The following is a 26692-nucleotide window of genomic DNA, read 5'->3' on the forward strand; positions in this document are numbered from 1 at the left end:
ACGCTCGATGCGCCGGGGCTGTTTTTACGTAAGGAACTGGTGGAAGTCCTCCGGTATCGGAGCCGTAATCGAGAGCTGTTCGTCCGTCAGCGGATGACGGAACGTGGCATCGAGACTGTGCAGCGCGTGCCGTGGGAGTCGCGTGTCGCCCCCATACATCGTGTCCCCGATGAGTGGGTGACCGAGATGACGCAAGTGGACACGGATTTGATGCGTGCGTCCCGTCTCGAGCTGAATCGTCAAGGCGGACACATCCCCATACGAGGCGGCCTGCCGGACGTGCGTCACCGCCCGCTGTCCGTCTGGTGTGATGATTCGTTCCATAATGGAATGTTCCGCCCTTCCGATTGGCGCGTCAATCGTCTGCGGTTCCACATGGCCTTCGACGAGCGCCATATAAGTCCGAGTCAGTCCCCCTTGTTTCTGCAACTCGCTAAAACGATGGTGGACGTAAGCATACTTCGCAAACAAGACGACCCCACTCGTGTCCCGGTCTAGCCGATTGATGACGTGAATCGCCGAATCGAGCTGAATCGCCTGATAATAACCGAGGACGGCGTTCGCGAGCGTATCGGTCGGATGAAGCCGTGATGGAATCGTCGCAATTCCAGCCGGCTTATCGACGGCGAGCACCCACTCATCCTCATACAAGACGGTCAGCGGACGGTTTGAGCGAACCATCGTCTCGGCCGGGAGCTCGGCTGGGAAATGAATCGTCACTTCGTCGCCGACCGAAACGTCGTGGCGGACGGTTTTGGGCTCGCCGTTCACGAGGATGCGTCCCGCTTGCTTCACGTGTGCCAGCATCTTCCGTGAGATGCCGCAGTCTGTCATTAAAAAATCGCGAAGCAGGGTGTTGTGCCCCACGACGCGACGTAACGTCAATCCATACATCGGTTACTTCCCTTCCTCGATAAACGATTCACGCACCCGTCTCCAAAATGGGAACGGACGAAAACGTGCGAACGTCACTTTTTCTTTTGCGACCGCACAGCGGAGTGAGCGGACGTTTGACCATGACCCCGCCTCTTGATGGTCAAATGCAAGCTCGAATTCCGTTTTCGTATGCGGTTCGATTTTTACTTGATGATGTTTTGGCAATAAGAGCGGCGATCCGATCGTCCGATAGACGAGGTTGTTAATCGACGCCATCTCAGCCACTTGAATCGCTTCAATCGACGGATGGACAATCGCCCCCCCGAGCGCCTTATTGTAGGCCGTCGACCCGGACGGGGTCGAGATACAGAGTCCATCCCCGCGGAACGTCTCAAAGTAATCGTCGCGAATCGACAAGTCACAGACGAGCGTACGCTTGTAGTTTTTAATGGTACATTCGTTCATGGCCAAATGTCGCTCTGTCGTACCGTCCTCATAATCGATGAGCACCTCGACGAGTGGATACGATACCGGCTCGAACGCCTCACTCGTGATCATATCCGTCAATTCGTCAAGCTCGTCCGGTTGCCAGTCCGCATAAAATCCGAGGTGCCCCGTATGAATCCCGACTAGCAATACGTCGTTGAGTCGGTCGCTATATTCATGAAACGCTTGAAGCATCGTCCCGTCGCCCCCGACCGATACGACGATGCGCGGCGCGATGGACTCGGTATGGTCAGCTTTCGTCAACTTGTCCGTCAACTCCCGTGCGATCTCTGCGGACCGCGCATCTCCCCTTGACACAATCGCAAACTGCATTCTCCCTGCCCCCTAGTCTTGGTCCGTCTGGACGTTCAATTCTTTGTCGCGGAACACTTGCTGCGCGTCTTGAATCTCGACGCGGAGCTGACTCATCTCGGCATCGAGCAAGAAGGCCGCCTCGGCCGCCCGGCGCAAACGTTCTTGGACTTCTTTTGGCATGTCGCCATCGTATTTATAGTTGAGCGAGTGCTCAATCGTCGCCCAGAAGTTCATGGCGAGCGTTCGCACTTGCACTTCGACGAGTGTCGGAAATTCACCGTGAATCGTCTGCACCGGGTACTCGATGATGATATGGTAAGAGCGGTAGCCGGAGTCTTTTTGATGGGTGATGTAGTTTCGTTCCTCGACGATTTTAAAATCGGTCCGATGATGGAGCAGTTCGAGGACATGGACGATGTCATCGACGAACTGACACATGATTCGAAGCCCTGCGATATCCTGCATCTCTGTCGCCAAGTTTTCATAGGCGATCTGCTTTCGCTTCGCCTTCTCGAGAATGCTTCCCATCGGCTTGACCCGTCCCGTCACGAACTCAATCGGAGAATGGTCATTTTGTGAATTGTACTGCTTCCGAATCGCTTTGAATTTCACTTTCAATTCTTCGACTGCGATTTGGTAAGGCACTAAAAATTGATCCCAATCCATCGGTTGCATAGGCTGTCACCACTTTCGTTCATTTCGGAAATTCGTGCTTTTTTCCGTATGTATCCGATAGTATGGTATCATAAACCAACAATTGTTCATAGAATGGAGCGACAACTTATGACCCAAGAAGTGGAAATTGAATTTAAATCGATGTTGACGAAAGACGAATACGAAACGCTTCTCAGCGAATACCAACTCGCCGATCACATCAAGTGGCAAGCGAACGATTACTTCGACACGGCATCGTTCGAGCTCAAAAAACATGGTGCCGCGTTACGCATTCGTGAAACGAAAAAAGGACAAGTGTTGACGTTGAAACAACCTCATGAGGTCGGCTTGCTTGAAACGCATGCAGTCATTACTGAAGAGGAAGCCGAGAACTTGTTCAAATATGGGATCGTCCGTGATGAGCAAATGCTTGCCGCTCTCGCCTCTTTCAACTTGACCGGGCCACTCGAACACCTCGGTCGTCTCGAGACGCGTCGGGCTGAAAAAATGACGCCAGACGGCCTTCTCGTTCTGGATGAAAGTCATTATTTGGAGAAACAGGATTATGAAATCGAATTTGAAGTGACTGACGAAATCGCCGGTCGCCGTGCCTTCGAACAACTGTTAGCTGGACACGACATCCCACTTCGTCCCGCTAAAAATAAAATCGTCCGATTCATGGAAGAAAAAATGAGCCGGAGTGAAGGTTGAGCAGATACGTTGCCAACCTTTTTTTTTCGTTGCTACAATGAGCATACGAACTAAATGATTTTTGTTTACGAGAGGAGGCGACACAATGGAACTAGAACAATGTAATGAGTCATCCTGTTCACTGGAAGAAACTCCTATTCAAGTCACATATAAACCATTAGAGTTATTCTATTTTGTGGACATATCGGACCCAGACGGTCTTCACGTGATGACCCTCATTAAAAAGCTCGAGCTCGAATACGGTCATGTAATCCGTTTTCGAATGGTCTCGACTGTTCCGAGTTGTGTTGGCGGATGTCAAGAAGAGGTTCGCCTTCTCACGATGATTAAGGCTATGGAATTGCAAGGGAAGCGTCATGCAATGCGGTTTTTACGTCATCTGCATATCAACGACATCTTTTTGAATAACGAAACGCACGAGACAGAACTTTGGGAAATCGCGCGGTCGTTCAGCTGTTATGGACTCGACCTCGACGAATTGGCGGCTGATATTCAGTCCAACCAACTGCTCAGCGCTCTCGCCGTCGATCATCAAATTTTGAAAGATTGGGAGATCGAGTCATTACCAGCCTTGACGTTCGTTACACGCGACGAGGCGCTCAAAATTGAAGGCGTCTATCCGTATGATGTCTATCAAGCGGTCATGGCCGAGTTACTCGGCTACGTGCCGAATCGAGAGACGGATTGGACGATCGAGAAAGTGCTCAGCCATTATGATGCGTCAACCATCACCGAGCTCGCGTTCATTCTCGAACTAGACAAGCCGATCATCGAACGAGAACTGAAAAAACTTTCGCTCCAGCAACGTTGCCGTCCCGTACCAGGATGCAGTGGCGAAGCATGGGCGACAAAAAAATAAGGATAAGAAAAAGCCCACGGCCGGGGAGCCGTGGGCTTTTGACGTCTCAAGCGGGGACAAGAGACGCCGGGCTCGACCCCCGGGGAAGGGATCGAGATGGGAGAAAGTTTACGGTCAATAAAGGGGTTTGTGATTGATTTCACACTTATAATATACCGAGCCCTCCGACCGTTGACAAGTCGTTTGTGCATACCGTCACATAATGTTCACGCGTCGTGACGATTATGCGAACAGGAGCGACTCCATCTCATCGAGGACGGCTTCGAATTGATCAAGTGCAGCGAGAACCGGCGCTTTCGTCGTCATGTCGACGCCTGCCGCTTTCAACACTTCAATCGGATAATCACTCGATCCCGCTTTTAAGAAGCGGTCGATATAACGACGGACTGCCGGCTCCCCTTCTTCCATGATTTGTTGCGACAACGCGGCCGACGCCGAGATCCCTGTCGCATACTGATAGACGTAATAGTTGTAATAGAAGTGTGGGATACGGGCCCATTCGTAAGCAATCTCTTCATCGATGACGATGTCTTCTCCGAAGTAACGCTTGTTCAACTCCAAGTATGTTTCATTCAAATATTCAGGCGTGAGCGAGATACCGTCTTGGGCCGCCCGGTGAATCATATGTTCGAACTCGGCGAACATCGTCTGCCGGAACAAAGTCCCGCGGAACGTCTCGAGCTGGTTGTTAAGAAGGTAGAGCCGCTCTGCCCGATCCGTCCGTGTTTTCAACAAATGATCGTTCAAGAGTGCCTCGTTCGTCGTCGATGCCACTTCCGCGACGAAAATCGAATAATCGCCGTACGGATAGGGTTGAGAAGTGCGTGTATAGTGGCTGTGGACCGAATGGCCGAACTCATGGGCGAGTGTGAACAAGTTGTTGACGTTGTCTTGCCAGTTCATCAAGATGAACGGTTGCGTATCGTATGCGCCCGACGAATAGGCACCGCTACGTTTCCCGCGCGTCTCACGCACGTCGACCCAACGCGAATCAAGCCCATCTTTCACGATTTGAACGTATTCGTCGCCTAGTGGCGCGAGCCCATCGACCATCACTTGCTTCGCTTCTTCGTATGAGATGTTCATCTCGACATCTTGGACGAGCGGTGTATACAAGTCATACATATGCAGCTCATCGACGCCGAGCGCACGTTTCCGGAGTGCCACGTAGCGATGGAGCAAATCGAGCCGTTCGTTCACGGCTTCGACGAGACCATCATACACCGTCTCAGGGATTGCGTTGTGATGAAGGGCTGCCTGACGGGCACTTTCAAACTTACGTACCGTCGCATAGAAGTTATCTTTTTTCACGCTCCCTGAGAGCGTTGAGGCGAACGTGTTCAAATATTGTTTGTACGTCCCGTACATCGTTTTGAACGCCGTCTCCCGGACGTCTCGGTTGCTCGACTCGAGGAACGTGATATAGCGGCCGTGCGTGAGTTCAACCTCTTCCCCTTTTTCGTTCTTCACTTTCGGGAACTTGAGATCGGCGTTGTTTAACATCCCGAACGTCGAACTCGATTGACCGAGCACGTCCCCAGCTTGGGCGAGAAGCGCTTCTTCCGCCTCTGTCAATACGTGCGGCCGCTCTTTTGATAATTCGTCGAAAGCGTGACGATAAACCGTGAGCCCCTCATGTTGCGTCATGAACGATTCGATTCGGCTCTCCTCGATTGCGAGAAGCTCAGGTGTCATGAAAGCAAGTTGCGCCGACACTTGGGAGGCGAGTGACCCTGCGCGATCATTCAACGCTTGGTAATGACTGTTCGCCGTGTCTTCGTCGTAGCGCATGTGAGCGTATGTATATAGTTTATGAAGTTGGCGCGACAGTTCGTCACGTAAGCTAAGCGCAGCGAATAACGTATCCGCATCCTCTCCAAGCTTGCCTCTGTATGCCATCAAGTTCGGCACGTTTCCTTTAAGCGCCTCGAAATCAGCTTCCCATGCTTGATCATCGGCATAGATGGATTCGAGACTCCATGTTTCCTCAATCGGAACTTGTTGTCGTGTAAGTACGTCTGACATATGTCCACTTCCTTTTCTCAGTTTATATACGATTTCGCCATGAATCGCTGAAACCCTTGAAACATTCGACGATCATACCGAAGGGACACCTCAAGCGTCTTCGGGACCGACCAGAGCTGCGCTTCAATTGGAACGTCAAAGACGTTCAAGAGTTGTTTCCATTGTACTTCAAAAGCTTGGACAAAGTCGCTCGTCGCGGTCACTCCGAACTGGCGACACGTCTTCACGACACTCCACGCGATTGAATCCGCTGGATGCATGCGGCGATTTAAATACAACACGACTTGGAAGTCGAACGGATGAATGTGCAATCCCCAAAGCACTGGCATTGGCAAATAACACATCGTCGGCAACAGTGACGGCAACACCCCGAGCGGATATAAGCGATTCAATACGAGACGCCGGTAGTCTTTCGTCGGGTAAGGCGGAGTCATACGGCGACGACGCACGAGTTGACACCATGCATGGGCGTCGAAGCGATAAAACGCCTCGAACGGCGAGACCGTCAAGTCGTCCACTTTCACCCATCGGCCTTGCCCGTACCGGAGCGAAATTGGAAAGCCGACAAAACGATACAGTGAACCGTTCATAGGAATGAATAAGGCGTGACACCTCGCCAACTCGGCACGCATCCACGGAGTGAACCGTGGTCTAGGATCTGGACGCATCCCACTCGGTAACCAGACGACCGTGAGACCTAACGCTTCATAATGGGCGGTCCGTTCGTGATACGTCTCCACATCGAGCGGCGAGGCTTGAATCTCGATGACATGTACCGACTCCCCATTTGACGCGATCAGGTCCGCCCTTCGTCCATCGAACATGACTTCTTGATCGACGTGAAACCCGCGTGTTTGAAGCCATTGCCTGACATCCCATTTATCCCGTTGATGCCCCGTCGACTCACCGCGTCCACACGCATGGCGATGCGCGAAGTGGAGTCTGCGTTTCATCCCTTCCTTCAAAAGGACCAGCTCATGACAAGCCGGGCATGAAAAAGGGGCAAACGCCTCGAGTTGCACCCGGTTTAGAGAACGGGTATCGACAACGTCCCCTGTCCGACCGATTGCAAATCGCATAACGTTTCCCCCTCATAATAGTGGTGAGAACATTCGAGCTAACGACTCGACTAACTTGATGAGAAATGGACGTTTCGAGAACTCGGTCAAGTCCAACTCATGTGAGCCTTCAAAGTCTTTGTATAGATCTTGCTTCAGCTGATGCACGGAGTTTGTATTGTAAAGAAGTGCGTTCACTTCGAAATTTAAGTGAAAACTGCGGAAGTCCATATTTGCCGTCCCAATCGTCGCAAGTCCGTCATCGACGACAATCACTTTCGAATGCATGAACCCATCTTCATACAAATAGATTTTTACGCCCGCACTAAGGAGCTCTTCAAAATAAGAGCGGCTCGCATAAAAGACGATTTTATGGTCAGGATAACTCGGCAAAACGATGCGGACATCGATTCCAGAGAGCGACGCCGTCTTCAGCGCACTCATGATGTCTTCGTCCGGAATGAGATATGGCGACGAGATATAGACTGATTTCTTCGCCGCGTTGATTAAGGCAAAATAAATCGACTTCATCGTCTCGTACGGTTCATCTGGTCCGCTCGCCACAATTTGAACGCCGCCGCTTGCGCTACGGACCGTCTCGAGCGGTTCAAGATAAAACGGCGTGAATAGCCGTTCCCCCGTCATGTAGTACCAGTCCTGGAGAAAGATGAGCTGAAGTTCCGAGACCCCTTCTCCTCTGACATAAAGGTGCGTATCTCGCCAAAAGCCGAACTTCATATGTTCACCTAAATATTCATCTCCGACATTCAAGCCACCGGTGAACGCTTCTGTGCCATCGATGACGACAATTTTACGATGATTTCGGTAGTTTGTCTTGCTCGAGACGAGGGGCAAAACGACCGGGAAGAACGCTTGAACGTGCACGCCTGCCTGTCGCATTTCTTCAAAGAAGGTCCCGCTCGTATGAATCGAGCCGACCGCATCGTACAAGAACCGTACTTCAACACCGGCCCGCGCCTTATCCATTAAAATGCGTTGAATTTCCCGAGAAATGCGATCTTCCCGGAAAATGTAATACTCTAAATGGATATGCCGCGTCGCACCACGCAGTGCCGGCAACAATTTTGAAAACTTCTCTTGTCCGTTCGTTAAGATTTGCGTGTACGTATTAGACGAGACCGGTAATTGGTTGAGCGATGACGTCAAATGCATGAGCTTTTCATAGTCGTCATGCGTAAACATGAGCGACGGAGAGAGCGTCATGGCCTTTTGGCGGTACGCGAGGTACGTCTCTTCATCGAGCATCGCCTTCTCTTTAAACATGCGTTTGCGGCGATAGTTCTGACCGAACACAAAATATGCGAACAAACCGACGACCGGAAAACCAATCATCACGATTGCCCAAATGAGCGTCCGTTGTGGATTTCGGTTCTCGAGCAAAATGACGAGCAAGATGCTGAACGTCGTCAAGAAGACGAGGATTGAGAAAAGGCCGATCACTTGTGAGCTCCAGTAATACGATAATACCGCAATGAGTCCTGCGAGCAAAATAAGGGATAAAAGTACTTGTATGCGTCGCAACATATTATAACCTGACCCCGTTTCTGTCATGTATTATCATTAATTATACAACGTAACGCCAGTATTTAGAGGGGAGCGAATCAATTATGGGTACATTTCTCATTACAGGGGCAACGAGCGGTATCGGGCGGGCTGTCGCGCTACGGTTAGCAGAAGAAGGGCATGACGTGTATGGCGTCGGGCGAGACGAGGAGCGCGGTGCGGAGATTGAATCCGTTTCAGCGCGCATCACGTTTTTGAAGTGTGACCTTTCGAAAGACGACGAGCTCGAGGCGATGATGGATTCCCTAAAAGCGAGAGACGTCTCGTTAGACGGGCTATTTAATAATGCTGCCACGTTCGGACGGCCCGGTACACCGGAGCGCCTGCCCTCGTCAGCGTTCGACGAGGTGTTCGAGCTAAACGTCGTCGCAACGAATCGTTTGATTCAACGGGCTGTCCCTTTGCTAACGAACGGGGCAAGCGTCGTCAATAACGCCGCAATCGTTGGACACGTCAAGTTCCCACCGATGCTGGGTCCCTACGCCGCATCGAAGGCGGCATTGATTGCCTTGACGAAAACGTTCGCCCACCGCATGAAAGGAAAAGTCCGTTTCAACGCCGTTTGCTTCGGACCTGTCGATACACCGCTCAGCCACAAGCTATACGGGGGTGAGGCGAAGTTTCACGATGCAATGACCCATCATTTCCGAGGGAATGCTGCCAAACCCGAGGAAGTCGCCCCGGTCATTACGTTCTTCCTATCGGACTTGTCAAGTTACGTGAACGGGCAAGCGATCACGATTGACGGCGGCTATAGCTTATCGTAAAAAAAGCGACCGAGATGGGTCGCTTTTATATTGGCTTTATTTTTTTCGCCTGCAACAATTTATTTTCTAAATAAGCTCGTTCCCGTTCATGCAAATCGTCCCATGCGATGACGTCCTCGAAATAGCGAAGGATGTTCTCATAAGCTTCAAACGATGAAGGGTGTGCCTCAAGCCGTGCGATCCGAATCGCCTCTAACACCGCTCCGATGACGAAAATATCGTGACTTGCATACGTTTTGATTGGAGCGAACGCCTCAAATAACGTCACCTCCAGGCTTTTCCGTTTGACGTGCCAATCCGATGTTCCGTTTGAAAACACGAAGTCCCCTTCCGGGATTTGACTAAGTTCACGTAAAATGTCCCCGATATAGTGGATGGCATGGATAGCGGTATTCGGATCGTTGATTCCCGGGGAAATCCCTTTTAATGCGATTTCACTTAACTTCTCAATCGCAAAGGCCGGATCTTGAATCGACGATCGTACTTCCCCGATTTGAAACAGTTCGACCTCCTCGTCCACCTTCTCACTCCAATAGCCGAGCAGGTCTCCTTTCGCGACAAAGTCCCCGACGGATACGACCGACTCGAAATGACAAGATGTCGCCTCTTGCTTCTCATGCGCGAACAGTTGAACATACCCGGTACGCACAGCATGAACCGCATGACCTTCAAACGGGTGAACCGGGCGTTTTGGTACGATGTTGACTTCACTGTCTTCAAGCGCGTCTTGTTGCCCCTTAATAACGGAGAGTGCTTCACGATGCAATGCCGATAAGAGACGTTCTGCTTGGATGGAGACACTAATCGTTTGAATGAACTTGACGAACGCCCAAATCGAGCCGATGACAAGAAGGACGCTAACGCCTGAGGCGAGCACCGCATCGTCATCAGCTGTGCGAATCAAAAATAAGTTCGAGATCCCGTATACGGTCGTCATGATGAACAAGCCGAGCGTGTGTTTCGCTGCAGCGTTCGTCAAGAAGTTATTCACCGTCCGTGGTGAGAATTGTGAAGAATACGTCGTAAGGACGACGAGAATCGTTGAAAAACTGAACGTCATCATCGTCATCAAGCTCGTGAACGACGAAGATAGGACCGTCGCCGCCGAATCTTTCTCTAAGTACAGGACTTCCGGTAAAATTTCACGGAAGAAGCCACCGAAGTATTGCGTTAAAAGCGTCAACAAGACACCGCCAAAGCCATATAAGAATGGAATAAACCAAGCGCTGTCTGCTAACGCCAATTGAATTCGTTTGACCATCTCGTCACCTCTTCATATGTATATTAAAAAATCACCTGTCCGTATGAACAGGCGATTTTAAATTAAAAATAGTGACGAATTTTACCAAAGACGTCGCCATCAAGGATGAGTTTGCCATACTCTTCTAGCATCGCGAGCGTTTGCGTGCTAAACGACAAATACTCAGCAAGTAAGCTCAAGGCGTTCTCTTCTTCTTCCGGCTCCATCTCATCCGGGAAGTCAATCCACAAATAGTAACGGTTGTCGTAATGGAATAGTTTTAACGGAAGGTTATGAAGCGTGTCGCCCGCTCGCTTACTGAGGGCAATTATCGATTCAAAATCATCCGTTTCCATCGCAAGTGGAGCCCACGTCTCCGTCTCTGCGTCAAGCTCGTCGAGTTCACTCAATTGATCAAGGACGGATTGTTGATCTCGGGCATCGTCGATAGCTGAGCGAAGGAGCGAACCGAGTTCCGAATCGTCTTCGGAATCAATTACATTCTTCGCAATCGTAACGGTCACCTCGAGACCTTTTTCAAACGCTTGTACTTGTATCCATAGGGGACCATCAAACGAGATATCTTCTCGTTCATGTGCCTCGTCCATCATTTGCCAGAATAACTGTTCACCGCGTTCACGATTGTACCAAATTTCATCCCGGGCGAAACCGCGTTTCTCGATGTCAACATAGGTAATGAAAAATTTGACGGTATTCTCATTGATGCGCTCAATTTTCACGGTTGTCCACTCCCTTCTCACCTCACTCCTAATTCGAACCTCAAGGAGGAGAGGGGAAAATGTCTTGTAATAATAGTACCCTTTTTTTAAGGTGTCAATCTTATGATGATGGGGTTGTTATCTTTATTTTATAGGAAAAACGGGATAATAAAAAGCACACTGCTTAGACAGCATGCTTCCTCACTCGTTGACGAGACGTTGGGCCTCTTGAAGTTGGAATGTCCGGACCTTGCGCGGCAAGAAGCGACGAATTTCATCTTCGTTATACCCGACTTGCAAACGTTTTTCGTCAATTAAAATCGGACGGCGCAAGAGGCCAGGATACTCTTGAATCAAATCATAAAGTTGCTGGAGTGACAACGCGTCGACCGATACGTCAATTTTAGAGAAAACTTTTGAACGAGTCGAAATGATTTCATCGGTCCCGTCTTCTGTCATACGTAAAATTTGTTTAATCTCGTTAAGTGAGAGCGGCTCTGAAAATATATTCCGTTCTGTGAAGGGAATATCGTGCTCTTCGAGCCAAGCTCGCGCTTTACGGCACGATGTGCAGCTCGGAGACGTATAAAGTGTGACCATGTTCGTTCCTCCCTGATCAAATGTTCGTTCATCTTTTTCAAGTGACTCTATCTGTATACCCAAAAATGCGTTCACTTAATTATAATAATTCTTATTTATTAAAACATCAATGATATTCTTTCTCATTGAGGTAAGAAAAGAGGACGCATCTATGAAAAAGATGCGACCTTGATCGACGTTCTAGGAAGCCGGAACCCGAGAAGCCGGTTGCGACACCGTTTCTTTACCAGGCTTCACTTGCAAGTCTTTCAACTTCTTTTTCAATACTTCTTTCAACAGCTTTTTCTTCTGTTGAATGACTTTATCACGCTCTTTCATGGCCTCTCACCCCCCATGGCGACAAGGAACAACCGACCATTACCGAATCTAAAAATCTTGAAATCGCACTAAATCTACATCTAAATTATAGCATATCTGTTTGAAGAATGATGCACATTCTCAAATTAATTTTACATTTCATCCGTTACAAGTTTGCTTTTCCTTTTCAATTCCCGTATAGTTAATAGAAATAACCTTTGAAATCACCAAGGAGGAGAGCGATGATGAGAATCACGTTAGAAACGATTATGCAGCACCCCGTCACCCAAAAATACTTGACGCGATCAGGCTTAAAACACGCCGTCGACGTCTGTGAGCGCGCTCTCGAATTGGCGACGAGACGAGGACTAGATACGGATCTGGCGACGAAAGCCGCCTTACTACATGATATCGGTCACTACGAATGGTATACAGAAGGCAAGTGGAATTACGACTTGTATCGTCAAAACGACATCCACGCCATTAAAGGAGCTGAACGGGCTCATAAACTCTTGATTCGACTCGGGGAAGACCCTGCCCGAGCCAAAGAGATTTCTGTCATGATTTTACTTCACACAGATTCGTATTTGCCGCCGAGCCGCATTCAACGGACCCCACTTCAACAACTCGTCCACGATGCCGATACGTTCGTCGAACAGCCTGGTGGATTGCATCACTATGAAACGATGGAAATCGAGGATGCCCTCAGCCGCGTCCGAGCCATCGATTCAGTCGTCGATCGGCTATCGAACTTACCACGTATCTCAAACGCCTGACACCCCGGAACGTTCTGGTGGTGTTTTTTGTTGCGCAAAAACACCCTGAATCAAACGATTCAGGGTGACGAGTTTACACGAGTTGTGCTTTATACGCTTCGTATTCTGCATCCGTTAATGAGACAAAATGGCCAGGCTCGACTTCGCGGAGCGGTGGGATGCTTGAATCCTCATCCGAACGTCCAACAGCACCGAGTGACTTCGACTCGTAGATGATGCGTTTACGCGTCCGCTCATGCTCTGGGTCCGGAAGTGGAATCGCAGAGAGGAGTGACTTCGTATACGCGTGAATCGGGTTTTCGTACAAGCGATCTGCAGGCGCGAGCTCGACGATATGTCCTTGATACATAACGCCGATGCGGTCTGAGATGTACTTGACCATCGATAAATCGTGGGCGATGAACAAGTATGTGAGATCACGATCACGCTGCAACTCTTTCATCAAGTTGACGACCTGTGCTTGAATCGACACGTCAAGGGCCGAGATTGGCTCATCGGCAATGATGAAGTCTGGTTCGACGGCAAGTGCACGGGCAATCCCGATCCGCTGACGTTGTCCACCCGAGAATTCGTGCGGGTAACGGCTCGCGTGTTCTTTCGTGAGACCGACCGTCTCAAGGAGATCGTAGACGCGGTTCATCCGGTCTTCTTTCGTCTTCGCGAGGCCGTGGATGTCAATTCCTTCGGCGATAATGTCAGCGACTGTCATCCGCGGGTTGAGCGAGGCGTAAGGATCTTGGAAGATCATCTGCATCGCTCGGTTGAATTTCAACTTTTCCGCCTTTGATTTTTTGTCGTGGACGTTCTCACCTTTGAAGATGACATCTCCGTCTGTCGCATCGTAAAGTCCGATAATCGTACGTCCAGTCGTCGACTTGCCACAACCAGACTCACCTACGAGACCGAGTACCTCACCTTTATAAATATCAAACGAGATGCCGTCGACCGCTTTGACGACGCGGCCTCGTCCGATTTTAAAGTGCTGTTTTAAGTCCCGTACTTCTAATAATTTTTCACGTTCCATTATTCAGCACCACCTTTCCCAATCGATTTCGCGAACGCGCTATCCGGACGATATTTGAGCGCGAGATCGATGATTGCCGGCGGCGGTGTGACTTGCGGCGCTTGCGGATGCAACAACCACGTTGCAGCGTAGTGCGTGTCGCTAATTTGGAACATCGGTGGCTCTTTCTCAAAATCAATCTTCATCGCATACGGGTTACGCGGCGCGAACGCATCGCCTTTCGGCGGGTTCAGTAAGTTTGGCGGTGTACCCGGGATAGCCGGGAGCGCCTGGTTCGGGTCATCCGTCGGACGTGGCATCGAACCGAGAAGTCCCCATGCATATGGGTGGCGTGGCTCATAGAAGATCTCATCGACCGTTCCTTTTTCCACGATTTTCCCCGCGTACATAACGGCAACACGGTCAGCCATGTTCGCGACGACACCGAGGTCGTGCGTGATGAAGATAATCGCTGTACCGGTCTTTTGTTGAATGTCTTTTAACAACTCCAAAATTTGTGCTTGAATCGTAACGTCAAGTGCAGTCGTCGGCTCATCGGCAATCAATACTTTCGGGTTACATGCGAGCGCAATCGCGATAACGATCCGCTGACGCATCCCACCAGACAGTTGGTGTGGGTATTGCTTCAGGCGAGCCTCAGGGTTCGGGATGCCGACGAGTGTGAGCAATTCGAGCGCACGCTTCTTCGCATCTTCTCCTCTAAGTCCTTGGTGTTGCTTCAATCCTTCGGCGATTTGTTTATAAATCGTCATCGTCGGGTTGAGCGACGTCATCGGATCTTGAAAAATCATCGCGATGTCGCGGCCACGAATTTTGAGCATTTCTTTTTCTGAAAGCTTAGCCAAGTCTTTCCCATCAAACAAGATTTCTCCGTTTGTAATCTCACCTGGCGGGTTCGGGATGAGACGCATAATCGCTTTAGATGTGACGGATTTACCAGAACCCGACTCTCCAACGATTGCGAGCGTCTCGCCTTTTTTCAAATCAAACGATACATTGCGAACGGCTTGAACCGTTCCAGCATACGTATGGAACGAGACCGCTAAGTCTCGGACAGATAAAATCGTTTCCATGCACGAGTCCCCCTCTTTCTAAATTATTTACGCATTTTCGGGTCGAACGCATCACGCAAGCCGTCGGCGAGCAAGTTGAAGCTGACCATGAGCAAGACGATAATCGTCGACGGGACGACGAGGAGGTACGGGAACGTACGCAACTCTTTGTATCCGTCGTTAATCAACGTACCGAGTGATGCTTGTGGTGGTTGAAGTCCGATCCCGATAAAGCTGAGGAACGCCTCGAAGAAGATGGCGGCAGGAATCGTGAACATGAGCGTGATGATAATCGCACCGAGCGTGTTCGGAATCAAGTGTTTGAAAATCAAACGGTTACTTGACGCCCCGAGTGTACGCGCAGCTAAAACAAACTCTTGGTTTTTCAGTTTTAAAATCTGACCGCGAACGAGTCGACTCATCCCAATCCATCCGGTAATCGTCATCGCCAAGATGATGGTGAACACCCCAGGGTCAAAGATCAAGATGAACAAGATAATCAAGATCAAGTTTGGTACACCTGTCAAAATCTCGACAATCCGTTGGAGGATGTTATCGACACGACCACCGAAGTAAGCCGAGACCCCACCATAAGCGACACCGATAATCGTATCGATGATGGCGGCAACAAGACCGATGAAGAGCGAGATACGCGTCCCTTCCCAAACACGTGACCATAGATCACGACCGAGATAGTCCGTTCCGAACCAGAAGTTCTCTTCGACGTTCTTTTGATCGTAGAAATCGATGTCACGGCCACCTAACGTCGCCATCCCGTCAAATCCTGCCCATTCAAGTCCTGTGACTTTTGGTGGAAGTTTTGCTTGTGCGATATTTTGCGAGTAGGCATCACGGCCCGACAACATCGGTCCGAATAAAGCGAGCAATACTAAAATCAAAATAATAGAAAGCGAGAGGATGGCGGCTTTGTTTTTCTTTAGGCGCATCCATGCATCTTGCCAGAAGTTTAAGCTTTTTCCTGCAATTCGTTCCGCGAGCTGTTCATTCATCTCAACCGGTTGGAACGTGTCTTGGTCAAACTGCTCGTAATTCTTTTTGTTTTCAATCATTAGTTATTCCCCCCAAGACGAATACGTGGGTCAACAACTCCGTAGAGCAAGTCGACAAGCAAAATAATCAAAATGAAGATCGCCGAGAAGAAGAGGGTCGTCCCCATGATGACCGAATAGTCATTCAACGTAATCGACGTAACAAACAACTCACCGAGCCCTGGAACTGAGAAGATCCGCTCAATGACAAACGTACCTGTTAATAACGCGGCCGTCATCGGTCCGAGGATGGTGATGGCTGGAATAATCGCGTTACGCACCATGTGCTTCCAAACGATTGCATTCCCAGTCAACCCTTTCGCTTTCGCTAACGTGACGTAGTCTTGTCCGGTGACTTCAAGCATCTCTGTACGGACAAAACGGGCAATCGAAGCCGTTACACCGAGCGACAACGAGATTGTTGGTAAAATCGTATGGGCTGGCGAGTCCCAGAAGGCGACAGGCAAAACACCCCATTTAACGCCCACATAGTACTGAAGGAGGGCTGCAAAGACGAACGATGGGACAGAAATCCCAATTACAGAAACGAACATCGCACCATAGTCCGCAATCGTGTTATGACGAATCGCTGCTAAAATACCGAGCAAGAGCCCACCGAGTGTCCCAAGAATCAACGCCTGGAGACCGAGTTGTGCCGATGGTCCGATTCGTTCCATGATCAAGTCCGTCACTGGCCGGTTGGCCGTACGGAACGACACACCCAGGTCACCTTGTACAAGGTTCCCCATGTACGTCGCATAACGAACTGGAAGCGGATCATTGAGGCCGTAGCGCTCGTTTAAGATTTGGATTTGCGTCTCCGTCAGCTTTTCCTGGTTTTGATACGGCGAACCTGGTAACAGGTCCATCAGGAAAAACGTGAACGTCGCAATCAAGAAGAACGTGATGAGGCCGTAAGTCAGCCGCTGCAAAAGATAACGTCCCATAAATAAAAACCCCCTGTTTTTCTAAATATATGTCTATGCTTGCACCAACAGCATCACTATGACATATTTCCCTATTCTTGAATTCACAAAATGAAAGGAATTTTCTGAAAGAATAGGCCAAACGTCATCTCAAGGCTCTTAGTACAGCGTATGAAAATCCAAAATATCAAACTTTGTGAAGTATTCTGAATTTTCACTGTTACTACATTATACTTTACCAACAAAACATTTGAATAGTATTTTCTTTTAATTCCAATTTTTTTTTAGAAAACGGGGGACATGCGTATGCATGCCCCCACGTTCTTTAGTTGATGTCGACATATTTGTACTGGTAATCCGCACCGAATAGTTGACGGTTGAAGTTTTCAACATTTGGACGAATCAAGTATGCGACGCCGGCTTGGTAAATCGGCATAATCGCTTGGTCTTGTTCAATCAAGAGTTGTTCTGCTTCTTTGAACTTGTCGTAACGCGCATCGATTGACGTTTCAGCTGACGCTTCGTCGATGAGACGATCGTAGTCGGCTGAGCTGTAGTTGATGTCGTTTTGACCGTTGTTCGACGTGAAGATGCCAAGGTTTGTGAGTGGGTCTTGGTAATCAGGACCCCAAAGGGCGAATGACATTTGGTAGTCTCCGTTCGCTTCACGCTCCAACTTATTGTTGAACGGTTGTTGCGCGATCGTGACCGTCACGCCTGGCAAGTTCGATTCGATTTGACCTTTCATGTACTCCGAGACTTGTTTTGATACTTCAGAGTCGAATGAAAGAAGTTCGATCGTCATGTCTTCGCCGCCAGTCGCTTCTTCCCAAAGCGTTGCCGCTTCGTCCGTGTTCGTTTCGAAATATTGGAGCCCTTCCGTGTAATCCGTACCGTCTTCATACTTGATGAAGTCTTTCGGGATGAACGACGTTGTGGCAACCGAACCGTTGTTCAAGAGCTGATCGATAATCCCAGTCGGATCGACGGCACGCGCGATCGCTTTACGTGCGTTCACATCAGCGAATACTTCGTCCTCGTGGTTGAACTTGAAGTAGCCGACTGCTGAACGGAGTCCCGTGTTAAAGTCTTCACTGTCTTGGAAAGCTGCGACTTGTTCTGATGTGAGACCAGCAAAGTCCACTTCCCCTGCTTCGTACAAGTTCACGACCGTTGATGTCTCTTTGACGACTCGTACGTCGACTTTGTCGAGTGCGACGTTTGCGTTATCCCAATACGTATCATTTTTCGTTAGGACATAGCCTTGTTCACGATTCCAATCCGTCCAAGTGAACGGTCCGTTGTAAAGAAGGTTGTCGACGTTTGTCGCGAAGTTTTCACCTTGTTCAGTCGCGAACGCTTCGTTGATTGGTGTGAACGTACCGAACGACGTGAGTGAAATGAACGATGGGTCTGGACGCTCAAGTGTGACTTCAAGCGTCTTCTCGTCGATTGCTTTCACACCAAGCTCTTCTTTTGGAAGGTCGCCCGTGTTGATTGCCTCTGCATTTTTAATCGTGTTCATAATGTAGGCGTACTGTGATCCTGTTTCCGGGCCGACAGCACGTTGCCACGCGTAGACGAAATCATTCGCCGTGACTGGCTCACCGTTTGACCACTCCGCATCACGGAGCGTAAACGTGTAAACGGTCTCGTCTTCATTCAATTCCGGTTCGCCTGCTGCCATCGCTGGTACGGCTTGTCCGTCTTTGTCTAAACGGTAAAGGCCCTCCATCGTGTTGGCGATCAAGTTGAACGCGACCGCGTCTGTCGCTAAAGCTGGGTCGGCCGTCGTAATGTCAGACGTATCTGTCAAGCGGAGCACTTTTTCTCCGTTCGAAGATGAACCGCCTTCAGAGTCTCCGCCAGTCGAGCAGGCAGCGAGTACTGAACCGAGTGCCAAGATGAGTGTCATCATGAGCAAAATCGATTTTTTCTTCATCGTAATTGTCCCCTTTCTGAATCTATGTAGCGTATCGTCGGATGCAACATCTTACTTTTTCTTTAATTTTCTGAATATTTTACAAAGTATCCGACGAAAGAACGTTAGGGCTATTGTAAAAAACTTTTAATCGAACTGTCAACTAATTGATGAACTATAAGTTGTTCTGCAATTTCGCTCTCGCCAGAACGTCGCTTGAACAGGTATTATAGAGCCATGGAGAGTGAAGCCTTGTTCGATGCTTCTCTTTGAAAGGAGTTTGACACATTGAAAAAGTTTAGAGCGATATTAATCGTTTTAGGGATTGTCACAATTGGCTATACGCTATGGTCATACGCTTCGTATTATCGACCTGAATCATTTTTGTTTCATGTCAGCGGTGGGTTATTCGTCGGGGGCATGATCGTCTTCGCCATCGGGATGTTTTCGGAGATGGGCGCATCCGGTTTATTCGATGGATTTATGTATGGGTTCAAGCGAAATCGCCGGGCCAAACTAAAAGAGATTGACCCGGACTACGAGGAAGACGAGGAAGTCACGCAGGAAGAACGGACCGAGCGGAAACAACATGCACGTCGCTGGATTTTCGTCGGTGTTATCACGGTCGTCCTGTCTTATATCCTCTCTTTCGTTTGACCTTCCCGTTTTTTCAGCCTTATGCTAAACTGGAATCAGCATCTAGGAAAACATCGTGAAGAAGATAAGTAGGTCGAATCCCCTTCCCCCAGAGAGTCTGCGTCGCTGCGAGCAGATGGTAGGTGTTCGAATGAATGGACTTCGGAATGGCTCGCCTGAAATTTAAAGTACGGCGAGACGGCTCACGCCCGTTAACGCGTTCAAGTGGCATGGATTCATGCAAATTTGGGTGGCACCGCGGTTATTCGTCCCGATTATTCGGGCGGGAGACCGCGGTTTTTTATATTCTTTGGAGGTGCAATTATGGCAAAAATTTTTTCTGGCATTAAACCGACCGGCGTCGTCACGCTCGGTAACTACTTAGGCGCGATGAAACAGTTCGTCGATCTTCAAGACGAACATGACGCATTTTATTGCGTCGTCGATCTTCATTCCATTACGGTGCCGCTCGACCGTCTTGAATTGATGGACAATACACGTAAACTCGCCGCCCTTTATCTCGCATGCGGACTCGACCCAGAGAAAGCGACAATTTTCGTTCAATCGGAAGTAAAAGCGCACGCTCAGCTCGGTTGGATGTTGACGTGTATTTCTGGAATGGGCGAACTCGGGCGGATGACGCAATACAAAGACAAATCGCAAGGTGGCGATAACGTCGGGACCGGCCTATTCATCTATCCGACGCTCATGGCAGCGGACATCCTGCTGTATGGCACCGAACTCGTCCCGGTTGGCGATGATCAAAAGCAACACGTCGAGCTGACACGTGACTTGGCCGAACGGTTCAATAAACGTTATTACGAGACGTTCACGATTCCGGAGCCGCTCATTCAAAAAGAAGGCGCCCGCATCATGAGCTTGACGAATCCCGTGAAGAAGATGTCGAAGTCTGACGCGAACACAAAAGGCTATATTTCGATGCTCGATGAACCGAACGTCATCCGTAAAAAAATCAAGAGTGCCGTGACCGACTCAAGTGGAGTCATCTCCTTTGACCGTGAGAACAAACCGGGCATCTCGAACTTGCTTGAAATTTATTCCCTCTCGACGAACACCCCGCTCGACGAACTCGTCGAGCGCTATAAAGACTCAAATTATGGAACGTTCAAACAAGATGTTGCTGAAGCCGTCGTCTCGTTACTCGAACCGATTCAAGCCCGCTATCATGAACTTGTCGATTCAGCCGAACTCGACGCGATCCTAGATGCTGGACGCGAGAAAGCCGAAGCCGTCGCGAACAAGAATCTCGCAAAAATCGAGAAAGCGATGGGACTTAGTCGCAAACGCGCCAAAGTGAATAAGTAATACAAACCGTCACCAACATCGTGGTGACGGTTTTTTATCGCATAAAAAAAGAGAGACAGGCGTCCCTGTCTCTCTTGCAATCGTTAGATTATTCTTTGCCTTCGATGTAAGCCCACTTGTACGAGTAGTCAGCGCCGAACGCGTGTTCAACGATGTCTTTGACGTATGGCTTCGTAAGACGAGCCGATCCACGTTGGTAAACTGGTGAGATTGCGCTCTCTTCAAGAACGATTTTCTCTGCTGCCGCGAGGTCAGCCCAACGCTGCTCAGAATCTGTGCTTGATTTCGCAGACTCGATGAGTGCATCGAATTCTTCATTCGACCACTTACCACGGTTGTATGGTCCGTCAGTGACGAAGAGATCAACGAATGTCATTGGATCCTGGTAGTCAGGTCCCCAACCAGCGAATGACATTTCGAAATCGCCAGCACTTTCAAGCTCAAGTTTGTTGTTGAACGGTTGTTGCTTGATTGTGACAGAGATTCCTTCGAGGTTCTTCTCAAGCTCACCTTTGATGAACTCACCGATTTGCTTCGCAGTCTCTGAGTCATAGTTCAAGAACTCAAGTTCAACTGTGTCAGTACCAAGTTCCTCAAGTCCAGCTTCCCAAAGTTGTTGGGCTTCTTCCACGTTGTAGCCACCGATGTCTCCATTGATGTCACGGAAGTCGTTGCCGTCAGGACCTGTTACGAAATCTTTCGGTACGAGGTAGTTCGCAGGAATCGATCCGTTCGCAAGGAGCGTCTCAGAGATCGCTTCTTTATCGTATGCGCGGTCAATCGCGTTACGGATGTTTTGGTTGTCAAGCGCTTCAACTGCAGAGTTGAATTGGAGATAGAAGAGTGTCGGTTCGACGACTGTTGAGAAGTCTTCGTTCTCTTGGAACTGGGCAACGAGCTCAGAAGTCAAGCCAGTGCGGTCAACGTCACCGTTCTCGTACAAGTTAACGCCCGTTTGGACTTCTTTTACGACACGAACGTTGATTTCGTCGAGTTTGACTGTTTCTGAATCCCAATAGTCTTCGTTCTTGACCATTTTCCAGCCTTGCTCACGCTCCCAGCTTTCAAGCTTGAACGGACCGTTGTAGAGTGTCGTTTCTGCAGACGTACCCATGTTCTCGCCTTGCTCTTGGTCGAACGACTCAAGTTTAGGCATAAATACGCCGAAGCTTGTGAGGCCGAGGAAGTAGTCAGCTGGAGCTGTCAATTTAACTTCGAGTGTTTGCTCATCGACAGCTGTGACACCGACAGCGTCACGCTCGCCTTCACCTGTGTTATACGCTTCAGCGCCTTCGATGATTGACATTACGTAAGCATATTGTGACCCGTTATCTGGGTTAAGTACTTCTTTCCAAGCGTATTCGAAGTCGTTTGCCGTTACAGGTTCGCCGTTTGACCACGTCGCGCCTTCACGGAGTTTGAACGTGTACGTCAAACCGTCTTCCGACACTTCATGAGACTCGGCCATACCAGGTGTTGGCTCGTCATTCTCATCCATGCGGTAAAGACCTTCTTGCACGTTGTTCAATACGTTGAACGATACTGCATCCGTAGCAAGTGTCGGGTTAAGTGAAGGAATGTCCGATCCGTCGAGCAAGTTGAGGACTTGCGCTTCATCCGGCGTACCTTCTGAACCAGATCCGTTACCTTCGTTGTTAGGTGTTTCTTCCCCACCCGAGCAAGCTGCTAGGAACGCACTCGAGATGAGCGTTACCGACGTTGCTAAAGCAAAACCTTTTTTCTTATTCATTGCGATGACCCCCTGATTTTATCGGTTTAACAGAATGAACGATGGTAGAAAATTCAGTCATTTTAATGCTTTACAAAATTTGCTACCAAAATCCCGTTGAAGCAATAATACAATATTCTGATAATTTTGCAAAGTGTTTATTTTGATTTTTCTAAAAAATTTTTACCATAGTCGAAAAGCCCACCAAGATTGGCGGGCTTTCGGCTCATTTTTTATAGATTTTCGAAAAATGCAGGACGTATGAAGGACCGATGACTGGAAATCCGATTTCCTCATATTGGTCATCGACGGCATACGTTCTTCCAGCTTGATAGATTGGGATAACGACCGCTTCTTCAAGTAGGTGCTGTTCGGCCTGGCGATACGTTTCATCCCGTGCTTGTTTTGACTCGGTCGCTTGCGCTACCGCCATCAATCGATCGAACGTTTCGTCCGCATAACCGCTCGAGTTTAAATAGTTGCTCGTCTCGAATTGGGTCAAATAAGCTTGGAGCGCTGGATAATCAGGTTGCCACCCGGAGAGCGACAACGCATAATTTCCTGCGACTTCTTTCCTAACTTTTTCCCCGAGTGGAAGCTCTGTGATTGTGACGGTTAATCCGTCGAGCTGTTCGAATTGCTGCTTAATCGTTTGGGCAATTTGTCTCGCCTCGTCGTCGACGAAACTGAGTAACTCGATGTCAAACGTTTCTTTCTCGAGTTTTTGCTTCACCGCCGAAAACGACTCGTTCGCGTCTCCAGTCGGAACATATCCCGATGGTTCAGAATCAAGGACGAGCAGACGCTCTGTCGTCTGTTCGGCTCGGGCAAGTTTCGGTGAAATCGCGTCCCGATCAAGCGACAGAGCCAGGCTTCGTCTAAATTCCACATCGTTGAACGGATATTGTTCGACGTTCGGCTTTAAATAGAAAACGCCGCTCCGCGGAACGTCGACGAGTTGGCCGTCTAACGAGTCAAGCTCCGACTCCGTCGTTCCGTACGGGACGAGGTGCATACCGCTCGACTCCACTCCGAGTGCGGGTTCCGTTTGGATGACGACGCGTTCAAGCGTGACATTCTCCGCCATATGATACTGCTCGTTTTTGACGAGCGTCACTTGTGCCGCATCGATCGATTCAATTTGGAAAGGACCATTGCCGTCTAAAGACGTCCATTCGTCAATCACTGTCTGGGGCAAAAAGGCTGGCATGGCGAGCATTTCCTCGAACCCTTCCATCGGCCGCTCGAGCGTCACTTCAAATGTCGAAGCATCGAGCGCCTTCACCCCGAGTGCCTCCGGTTCGGCCGTCCCGAGACTGACTTTTTTCCCGTTCACGACATCTTCTAAGAAGAAGCTGAACGGAGAGTTCGTGTCGTCATCGGCAAGCGTCCGAAAATGATTGACGAACGTCTCGGCCGTGATAGCTTCCCCGTTTAACGTCTGACTCGTTTTCAGTTTAAACGTATACACCGAACCGTCGTCTGAACGTGTCATCTCTTCCACGAGTCCCGGTTCGACTGTTCCATCTTTCCCGAAGCGATACAATCCTTCATATAAATGCGATAAAATCGTCTGCGAACTCGGGTCGATCGCGAGCAACACGTTCGGTTGCTCTGGAAGCGTCTCGCCATAAATCGTCACGATTTGTTCTTCAGGCGGTGCTAGTTCTCGTGCCGCGTCTTGCCGTCCGTTCCATACAATGAAAAAAAGGATAAGGACTGAAGCTAACAAGGCGGCACCGATGAAAAGTCGTTTCATCACGCATTCTCCTCTCTGTTAGTCCAACCCTTATACCCTAACCGTTTCTGTAACAATTTTCTAGTATTAGTCTGTCACTTTTGCGAACGCGAGCGTCGCGTTATGGCCCCCGAAGCCAAGTGAGTTGCTGAGTGCATACTGGATGTCAAGTTCCCGATTTCCTTCTCGAACGTAGTCGAGGTCACAATCTGGTGCTGGTGAGGCACAGTTGATTGTTGGGTGAATCTTGCCTTCGTGAATCGATAGCGCCGTGATGACGGCTTCGACACCGCCGGCCCCACCAAGCAAATGTCCAATCATCGATTTCGACGAGTTGACCGCGAGCTTGTCGGCGTGTTCCCCGAACACATTCCGAATCGCTTTCGTTTCGAGCATGTCGTTGAGTGGTGTGCTCGTGCCGTGGGCGTTGATGTATTGAACGTCTTCAGGGCGAATGCCCGCATCACGCAATGCCTCACTCATCGCTTTCGAACCGCCCTCGGCTTCCGGTGACGGAGCCGTGATATGGTAAGCGTCCGAGCTCATGCCGTAACCGACAACTTCCGCATAAATCTTCGCACCACGTGCTTTCGCGTGCTCATATTCCTCGAGAACGAGTACGCCAGCACCTTCACCCATGATGAAGCCATCACGGTTTTCATCGAACGGACGGCACGCCGTCTGTGGATCCGGATTCGTCGAGAGGGCTTTGTTCGCACAGAATCCTGCGAACGAGAGCGGTGTGATCGGCGCTTCGGCACCACCGGCAAACATCGCGAGGGCATCCCCACGCTGGATGACGCGGAACGCTTCTCCGATTGAGTTCGTTCCAGAGGCACATGCCGTGACCGAACAGTTGCTCGGTCCTTTTGCTCCGAGATAGATCGAGACTTGGCCGCTCGCCATATTTGGAATCATCATCGGGATGAAGAACGGGCTGATCCGACGTGGTCCGCGCTCGTGCAGGACGGCCGCTTGCTTGTCGATCGTCTCGACTCCACCGATCCCGCTTCCAATCCACGTTCCAACTTGGTTCGGAATCGACGCCACGTCGAGTCCGCTATCCTTATGGGCAGCGTCAGCGGCTAATAGCGAGTATTGAATGAACGAGTCCATTTTGCGAATCTCTTTTGGTTCCACCAAATGACTGATGTCACACGATTTGACTTCGGCCCCGACTTTCGCCGGATATTGGTCGATATCGATTTTTGTCAACGTGTCAACGGCGTTATCCCCATTTAATAACCGTTCCCACATCTCGTTAACGTCGTTGCCTAGCGGTGATACAACACCTAACCCTGTAATGACTACTCGTTTCATGTCCTAATCTCCTCCGTGATGTTTGCTTTATTCCAAGTTAAACAGCTCGCTCCCCAAGTGAGCCCGGCACCGAAGCCGGCGATGACGACCGTCTGACCGGCCGTGATTTTTCCGCTCTTCACCGCGTCGGCGAGTGCGAGTGGAATCGATGCGGCTGATGTGTTCGCATGGTCTTGAATCGTGACGACGACTTTCTCTTCGGCTAGTCCTAATCGTTCAATCGCCGCGTCGATGATGCGACGGTTGGCTTGGTGTGGGACAAGCACGTCTAAATCTTCAATCGTTTTACCTGCTTGTTCGAGCGCCTCGACGACAATGTCTGGCATCTTACGAACGGCGAACTTGAACACCTCACGTCCGTTCATGACAATCTTGCCTTCGTCGTTCTCATATAAGTACTTGCCGCCCGTTCCGTCGCTACCGAGCAAAATTGAATCCACTGAGGCGACTTCGTCTTCACCTAACACGACGGCCCCTGCCCCGTCTCCAAACAGCACAGCCGTTGAACGATCGTCCCAATCGATGAGGTTCCCCATCTTCTCGGCTCCGATGACGAGAGTCTTTTTAAAGCCTTTTGATGCCATCAAGCTCTTCGCCGTATCGAGTGCAAAGATGAATCCGCTACAAGCGGCGCTCACGTCGAATGCGACGGCGCCCTTAGCGCCAAGGTTTGCTTGGACGAGACAGGCGGTCGCCGGGAAGGACGGTGCAGTCGCGGTCGCGCAGACGATGGCGTCGATGTCTTCAATGGATACGCCCGCGCTCTTAAGCGCTCGTTCCGCTGCGTCGGTTGCCATGTCGGCGACCGTCAAGTCTGAATCCGCCAAATGTCTCGCTTCAATCCCAGTCCGGGTCCGAATCCATTCGTCGCTCGTATCCATTCGTTTCTCCAAATCGACGTTCGTGACACGGTTCGTCGGAAGGAACGAACCGATGCCGATGATTCCAATGTTCATAATGATGACCCCTATTCTTAGTATCTGGTACTAATATAAGGGAATAAA

General features: G+C 49.8%; 25 protein-coding genes and 1 other annotated feature. Of the genes, 6 read left to right on the top strand and 19 right to left on the bottom strand.

Annotation, left to right across the window (positions count from 1 at the left end):
- Positions 1–24: 24 nt before the first annotated feature.
- From KNP92_RS08990 to yjbM, 3 genes are read right to left on the bottom strand one after another with little or no spacing between them, the layout of a single operon-like run.
- Complete coding sequence (locus tag KNP92_RS08990) at positions 25–894, bottom strand: RluA family pseudouridine synthase (RefSeq protein ID WP_214839608.1); 870 nt, start codon at positions 892–894, stop codon at positions 25–27.
- 3 nt (positions 895–897) lie between these two features.
- Positions 898–1695 (bottom strand): NAD kinase, encoded by a 798-nt coding sequence (locus tag KNP92_RS08995; RefSeq protein WP_214839610.1) that lies wholly within the window; start codon positions 1693–1695, stop codon positions 898–900.
- A gap of 12 nt (positions 1696–1707) precedes the next feature.
- Positions 1708–2352, bottom strand: coding sequence for a GTP diphosphokinase (gene yjbM, locus KNP92_RS09000; RefSeq protein ID WP_214839612.1), 645 nt, complete (start codon positions 2350–2352; stop codon positions 1708–1710).
- A gap of 93 nt (positions 2353–2445) precedes the next feature.
- Between yjbM and KNP92_RS09005 the strand changes: the two genes are divergently transcribed.
- Positions 2446–3042 (top strand): CYTH domain-containing protein, encoded by a 597-nt coding sequence (locus tag KNP92_RS09005; protein WP_251136438.1) that lies wholly within the window; start codon positions 2446–2448, stop codon positions 3040–3042.
- Between the two features lie 334 nt (positions 3043–3376).
- Positions 3377–3901 (top strand): DsbA family protein, encoded by a 525-nt coding sequence (locus tag KNP92_RS15790; protein WP_285801075.1) that lies wholly within the window; start codon positions 3377–3379, stop codon positions 3899–3901.
- Positions 3902–4123: 222 nt separating this feature from the next.
- On the opposite strand, the gene pepF is transcribed toward KNP92_RS15790, so the two are convergent.
- From pepF to cls, 3 genes are read right to left on the bottom strand one after another with little or no spacing between them, the layout of a single operon-like run.
- Complete coding sequence (gene pepF / locus KNP92_RS09015) at positions 4124–5926, bottom strand: oligoendopeptidase F (RefSeq protein ID WP_214839616.1); 1803 nt, start codon at positions 5924–5926, stop codon at positions 4124–4126.
- Between the two features lie 17 nt (positions 5927–5943).
- Entirely contained in the window at positions 5944–7005 is a 1062-nt protein-coding gene (locus KNP92_RS09020; RefSeq protein WP_214839618.1) for a competence protein CoiA, read from the bottom strand.
- A gap of 12 nt (positions 7006–7017) precedes the next feature.
- A complete protein-coding gene (cls, locus tag KNP92_RS09025; protein ID WP_214839620.1) occupies positions 7018–8529 on the bottom strand; it encodes a cardiolipin synthase in 1512 nt (503 codons plus the stop codon).
- An 83-nt stretch (positions 8530–8612) separates the two neighbouring features.
- Between cls and KNP92_RS09030 the strand changes: the two genes are divergently transcribed.
- Positions 8613–9335 carry an SDR family NAD(P)-dependent oxidoreductase gene (locus KNP92_RS09030; protein ID WP_214839622.1) on the top strand — a complete coding sequence of 241 codons (723 nt, stop codon included), beginning with the start codon at positions 8613–8615 and terminating at the stop codon, positions 9333–9335.
- A gap of 25 nt (positions 9336–9360) precedes the next feature.
- Here KNP92_RS09030 and KNP92_RS09035 read toward each other — a convergent pair whose 3' ends face one another.
- The 4 genes from KNP92_RS09035 to KNP92_RS09050 all read right to left on the bottom strand — a co-directional run bounded on the left by KNP92_RS09035 (position 9361) and on the right by KNP92_RS09050 (position 12212).
- Positions 9361–10596 (bottom strand): DUF2254 domain-containing protein, encoded by a 1236-nt coding sequence (locus tag KNP92_RS09035; RefSeq protein WP_214839629.1) that lies wholly within the window; start codon positions 10594–10596, stop codon positions 9361–9363.
- A 62-nt stretch (positions 10597–10658) separates the two neighbouring features.
- Positions 10659–11315 carry an adaptor protein MecA gene (gene mecA, locus KNP92_RS09040; RefSeq protein WP_214839631.1) on the bottom strand — a complete coding sequence of 219 codons (657 nt, stop codon included), beginning with the start codon at positions 11313–11315 and terminating at the stop codon, positions 10659–10661.
- 180 nt (positions 11316–11495) lie between these two features.
- On the bottom strand, positions 11496–11894 hold the full coding sequence (gene spxA, locus KNP92_RS09045) for a transcriptional regulator SpxA (protein WP_015881217.1): 399 nt from the start codon (positions 11892–11894) through the stop codon (positions 11496–11498).
- Positions 11895–12074: 180 nt separating this feature from the next.
- The gene (locus KNP92_RS09050) at positions 12075–12212 is read right to left on the bottom strand and encodes a hypothetical protein (RefSeq protein ID WP_214839633.1); all 138 of its coding nucleotides are present in this window, start codon (positions 12210–12212) and stop codon (positions 12075–12077) included.
- A gap of 221 nt (positions 12213–12433) precedes the next feature.
- Here KNP92_RS09050 and KNP92_RS09055 point away from each other — a divergent pair, with 221 nt between their 5' ends.
- Positions 12434–12967 carry an HD domain-containing protein gene (locus tag KNP92_RS09055; protein WP_214839636.1) on the top strand — a complete coding sequence of 178 codons (534 nt, stop codon included), beginning with the start codon at positions 12434–12436 and terminating at the stop codon, positions 12965–12967.
- Between the two features lie 73 nt (positions 12968–13040).
- On the opposite strand, the gene KNP92_RS09060 is transcribed toward KNP92_RS09055, so the two are convergent.
- From KNP92_RS09060 to KNP92_RS09080, 5 genes are all read right to left on the bottom strand, one after another.
- A complete protein-coding gene (locus tag KNP92_RS09060) occupies positions 13041–13991 on the bottom strand; it encodes an ABC transporter ATP-binding protein (RefSeq protein ID WP_034809604.1) in 951 nt (316 codons plus the stop codon).
- Positions 13991–15064 carry an ABC transporter ATP-binding protein gene (locus KNP92_RS09065; RefSeq protein ID WP_214839638.1) on the bottom strand — a complete coding sequence of 358 codons (1074 nt, stop codon included), beginning with the start codon at positions 15062–15064 and terminating at the stop codon, positions 13991–13993. The genes KNP92_RS09060 and KNP92_RS09065 overlap by 1 nt, the downstream gene beginning before the upstream one ends.
- A 23-nt stretch (positions 15065–15087) precedes the next feature.
- Complete coding sequence (opp3C, locus tag KNP92_RS09070) at positions 15088–16113, bottom strand: oligopeptide ABC transporter permease (RefSeq protein ID WP_285801061.1); 1026 nt, start codon at positions 16111–16113, stop codon at positions 15088–15090.
- Positions 16113–17039: an oligopeptide ABC transporter permease gene (opp3b, locus tag KNP92_RS09075; RefSeq protein ID WP_214839640.1), complete on the bottom strand. Its 927-nt coding sequence runs from the start codon at positions 17037–17039 to the stop codon at positions 16113–16115. The genes opp3C and opp3b overlap by 1 nt, the downstream gene beginning before the upstream one ends.
- Positions 17040–17343: 304 nt before the next feature.
- Positions 17344–18960 (bottom strand): peptide ABC transporter substrate-binding protein, encoded by a 1617-nt coding sequence (locus KNP92_RS09080; RefSeq protein ID WP_214839642.1) that lies wholly within the window; start codon positions 18958–18960, stop codon positions 17344–17346.
- 267 nt (positions 18961–19227) lie between these two features.
- Here KNP92_RS09080 and KNP92_RS09085 point away from each other — a divergent pair, with 267 nt between their 5' ends.
- Positions 19228–19596, top strand: a complete 369-nt coding sequence (locus KNP92_RS09085; RefSeq protein WP_214839644.1) for a DUF3899 domain-containing protein — start codon at positions 19228–19230, stop codon at positions 19594–19596.
- Positions 19597–19642: 46 nt separating this feature from the next.
- Positions 19643–19852, top strand: a binding site (T-box leader).
- Between the two features lie 47 nt (positions 19853–19899).
- On the top strand, positions 19900–20901 hold the full coding sequence (gene trpS, locus KNP92_RS09090; RefSeq protein ID WP_214839646.1) for a tryptophan--tRNA ligase: 1002 nt from the start codon (positions 19900–19902) through the stop codon (positions 20899–20901).
- An 88-nt stretch (positions 20902–20989) separates the two neighbouring features.
- Here trpS and KNP92_RS09095 read toward each other — a convergent pair whose 3' ends face one another.
- From KNP92_RS09095 to KNP92_RS09110, 4 genes are all read right to left on the bottom strand, one after another.
- On the bottom strand, positions 20990–22651 hold the full coding sequence (locus KNP92_RS09095; RefSeq protein WP_214839648.1) for a peptide ABC transporter substrate-binding protein: 1662 nt from the start codon (positions 22649–22651) through the stop codon (positions 20990–20992).
- A 205-nt stretch (positions 22652–22856) separates the two neighbouring features.
- Positions 22857–24389, bottom strand: coding sequence for a peptide ABC transporter substrate-binding protein (locus tag KNP92_RS09100; RefSeq protein WP_214839650.1), 1533 nt, complete (start codon positions 24387–24389; stop codon positions 22857–22859).
- Between the two features lie 66 nt (positions 24390–24455).
- A complete protein-coding gene (gene fabF / locus KNP92_RS09105; RefSeq protein WP_034817992.1) occupies positions 24456–25688 on the bottom strand; it encodes a beta-ketoacyl-ACP synthase II in 1233 nt (410 codons plus the stop codon).
- Positions 25685–26644: a beta-ketoacyl-ACP synthase III gene (locus KNP92_RS09110; protein WP_214839652.1), complete on the bottom strand. Its 960-nt coding sequence runs from the start codon at positions 26642–26644 to the stop codon at positions 25685–25687. The genes fabF and KNP92_RS09110 overlap by 4 nt, the downstream gene beginning before the upstream one ends.
- Between the last annotated feature and the right edge of the window lie 48 nt (positions 26645–26692).

This window comes from Exiguobacterium sp. s122 (genome assembly GCF_018618475.1).
GTDB classification, from domain to species: Bacteria; Bacillota; Bacilli; order Exiguobacteriales; family Exiguobacteriaceae; genus Exiguobacterium; species Exiguobacterium himgiriensis.

Coding starts and splice junctions, on each gene's coding strand:
- KNP92_RS09005 (WP_251136438.1), top strand. CDS start 2,446: ATGGAGCGACAACTTATGACCCAAGAAGTGGAAATTGAATTTAAATCG.
- opp3C (WP_285801061.1), bottom strand. CDS start 16,113: ATGATTGAAAACAAAAAGAATTACGAGCAGTTTGACCAAGACACGTTC.
- KNP92_RS09055 (WP_214839636.1), top strand. CDS start 12,434: ATGATGAGAATCACGTTAGAAACGATTATGCAGCACCCCGTCACCCAA.
- KNP92_RS09060 (WP_034809604.1), bottom strand. CDS start 13,991: ATGGAACGTGAAAAATTATTAGAAGTACGGGACTTAAAACAGCACTTT.
- yjbM (WP_214839612.1), bottom strand. CDS start 2,352: ATGCAACCGATGGATTGGGATCAATTTTTAGTGCCTTACCAAATCGCA.
- KNP92_RS09035 (WP_214839629.1), bottom strand. CDS start 10,596: ATGGTCAAACGAATTCAATTGGCGTTAGCAGACAGCGCTTGGTTTATT.
- pepF (WP_214839616.1), bottom strand. CDS start 5,926: ATGTCAGACGTACTTACACGACAACAAGTTCCGATTGAGGAAACATGG.
- KNP92_RS08995 (WP_214839610.1), bottom strand. CDS start 1,695: ATGCAGTTTGCGATTGTGTCAAGGGGAGATGCGCGGTCCGCAGAGATC.
- KNP92_RS09110 (WP_214839652.1), bottom strand. CDS start 26,644: ATGAACATTGGAATCATCGGCATCGGTTCGTTCCTTCCGACGAACCGT.
- spxA (WP_015881217.1), bottom strand. CDS start 11,894: ATGGTCACACTTTATACGTCTCCGAGCTGCACATCGTGCCGTAAAGCG.
- KNP92_RS08990 (WP_214839608.1), bottom strand. CDS start 894: ATGTATGGATTGACGTTACGTCGCGTCGTGGGGCACAACACCCTGCTT.
- KNP92_RS09095 (WP_214839648.1), bottom strand. CDS start 22,651: ATGAATAAGAAAAAAGGTTTTGCTTTAGCAACGTCGGTAACGCTCATC.
- KNP92_RS09080 (WP_214839642.1), bottom strand. CDS start 18,960: ATGAAGAAAAAATCGATTTTGCTCATGATGACACTCATCTTGGCACTC.
- KNP92_RS09065 (WP_214839638.1), bottom strand. CDS start 15,064: ATGGAAACGATTTTATCTGTCCGAGACTTAGCGGTCTCGTTCCATACG.
- fabF (WP_034817992.1), bottom strand. CDS start 25,688: ATGAAACGAGTAGTCATTACAGGGTTAGGTGTTGTATCACCGCTAGGC.
- cls (WP_214839620.1), bottom strand. CDS start 8,529: ATGTTGCGACGCATACAAGTACTTTTATCCCTTATTTTGCTCGCAGGA.
- KNP92_RS09020 (WP_214839618.1), bottom strand. CDS start 7,005: ATGCGATTTGCAATCGGTCGGACAGGGGACGTTGTCGATACCCGTTCT.
- opp3b (WP_214839640.1), bottom strand. CDS start 17,039: ATGGGACGTTATCTTTTGCAGCGGCTGACTTACGGCCTCATCACGTTC.
- KNP92_RS09030 (WP_214839622.1), top strand. CDS start 8,613: ATGGGTACATTTCTCATTACAGGGGCAACGAGCGGTATCGGGCGGGCT.
- KNP92_RS15790 (WP_285801075.1), top strand. CDS start 3,377: ATGGAATTGCAAGGGAAGCGTCATGCAATGCGGTTTTTACGTCATCTG.
- trpS (WP_214839646.1), top strand. CDS start 19,900: ATGGCAAAAATTTTTTCTGGCATTAAACCGACCGGCGTCGTCACGCTC.
- KNP92_RS09100 (WP_214839650.1), bottom strand. CDS start 24,389: ATGAAACGACTTTTCATCGGTGCCGCCTTGTTAGCTTCAGTCCTTATC.
- KNP92_RS09050 (WP_214839633.1), bottom strand. CDS start 12,212: ATGAAAGAGCGTGATAAAGTCATTCAACAGAAGAAAAAGCTGTTGAAA.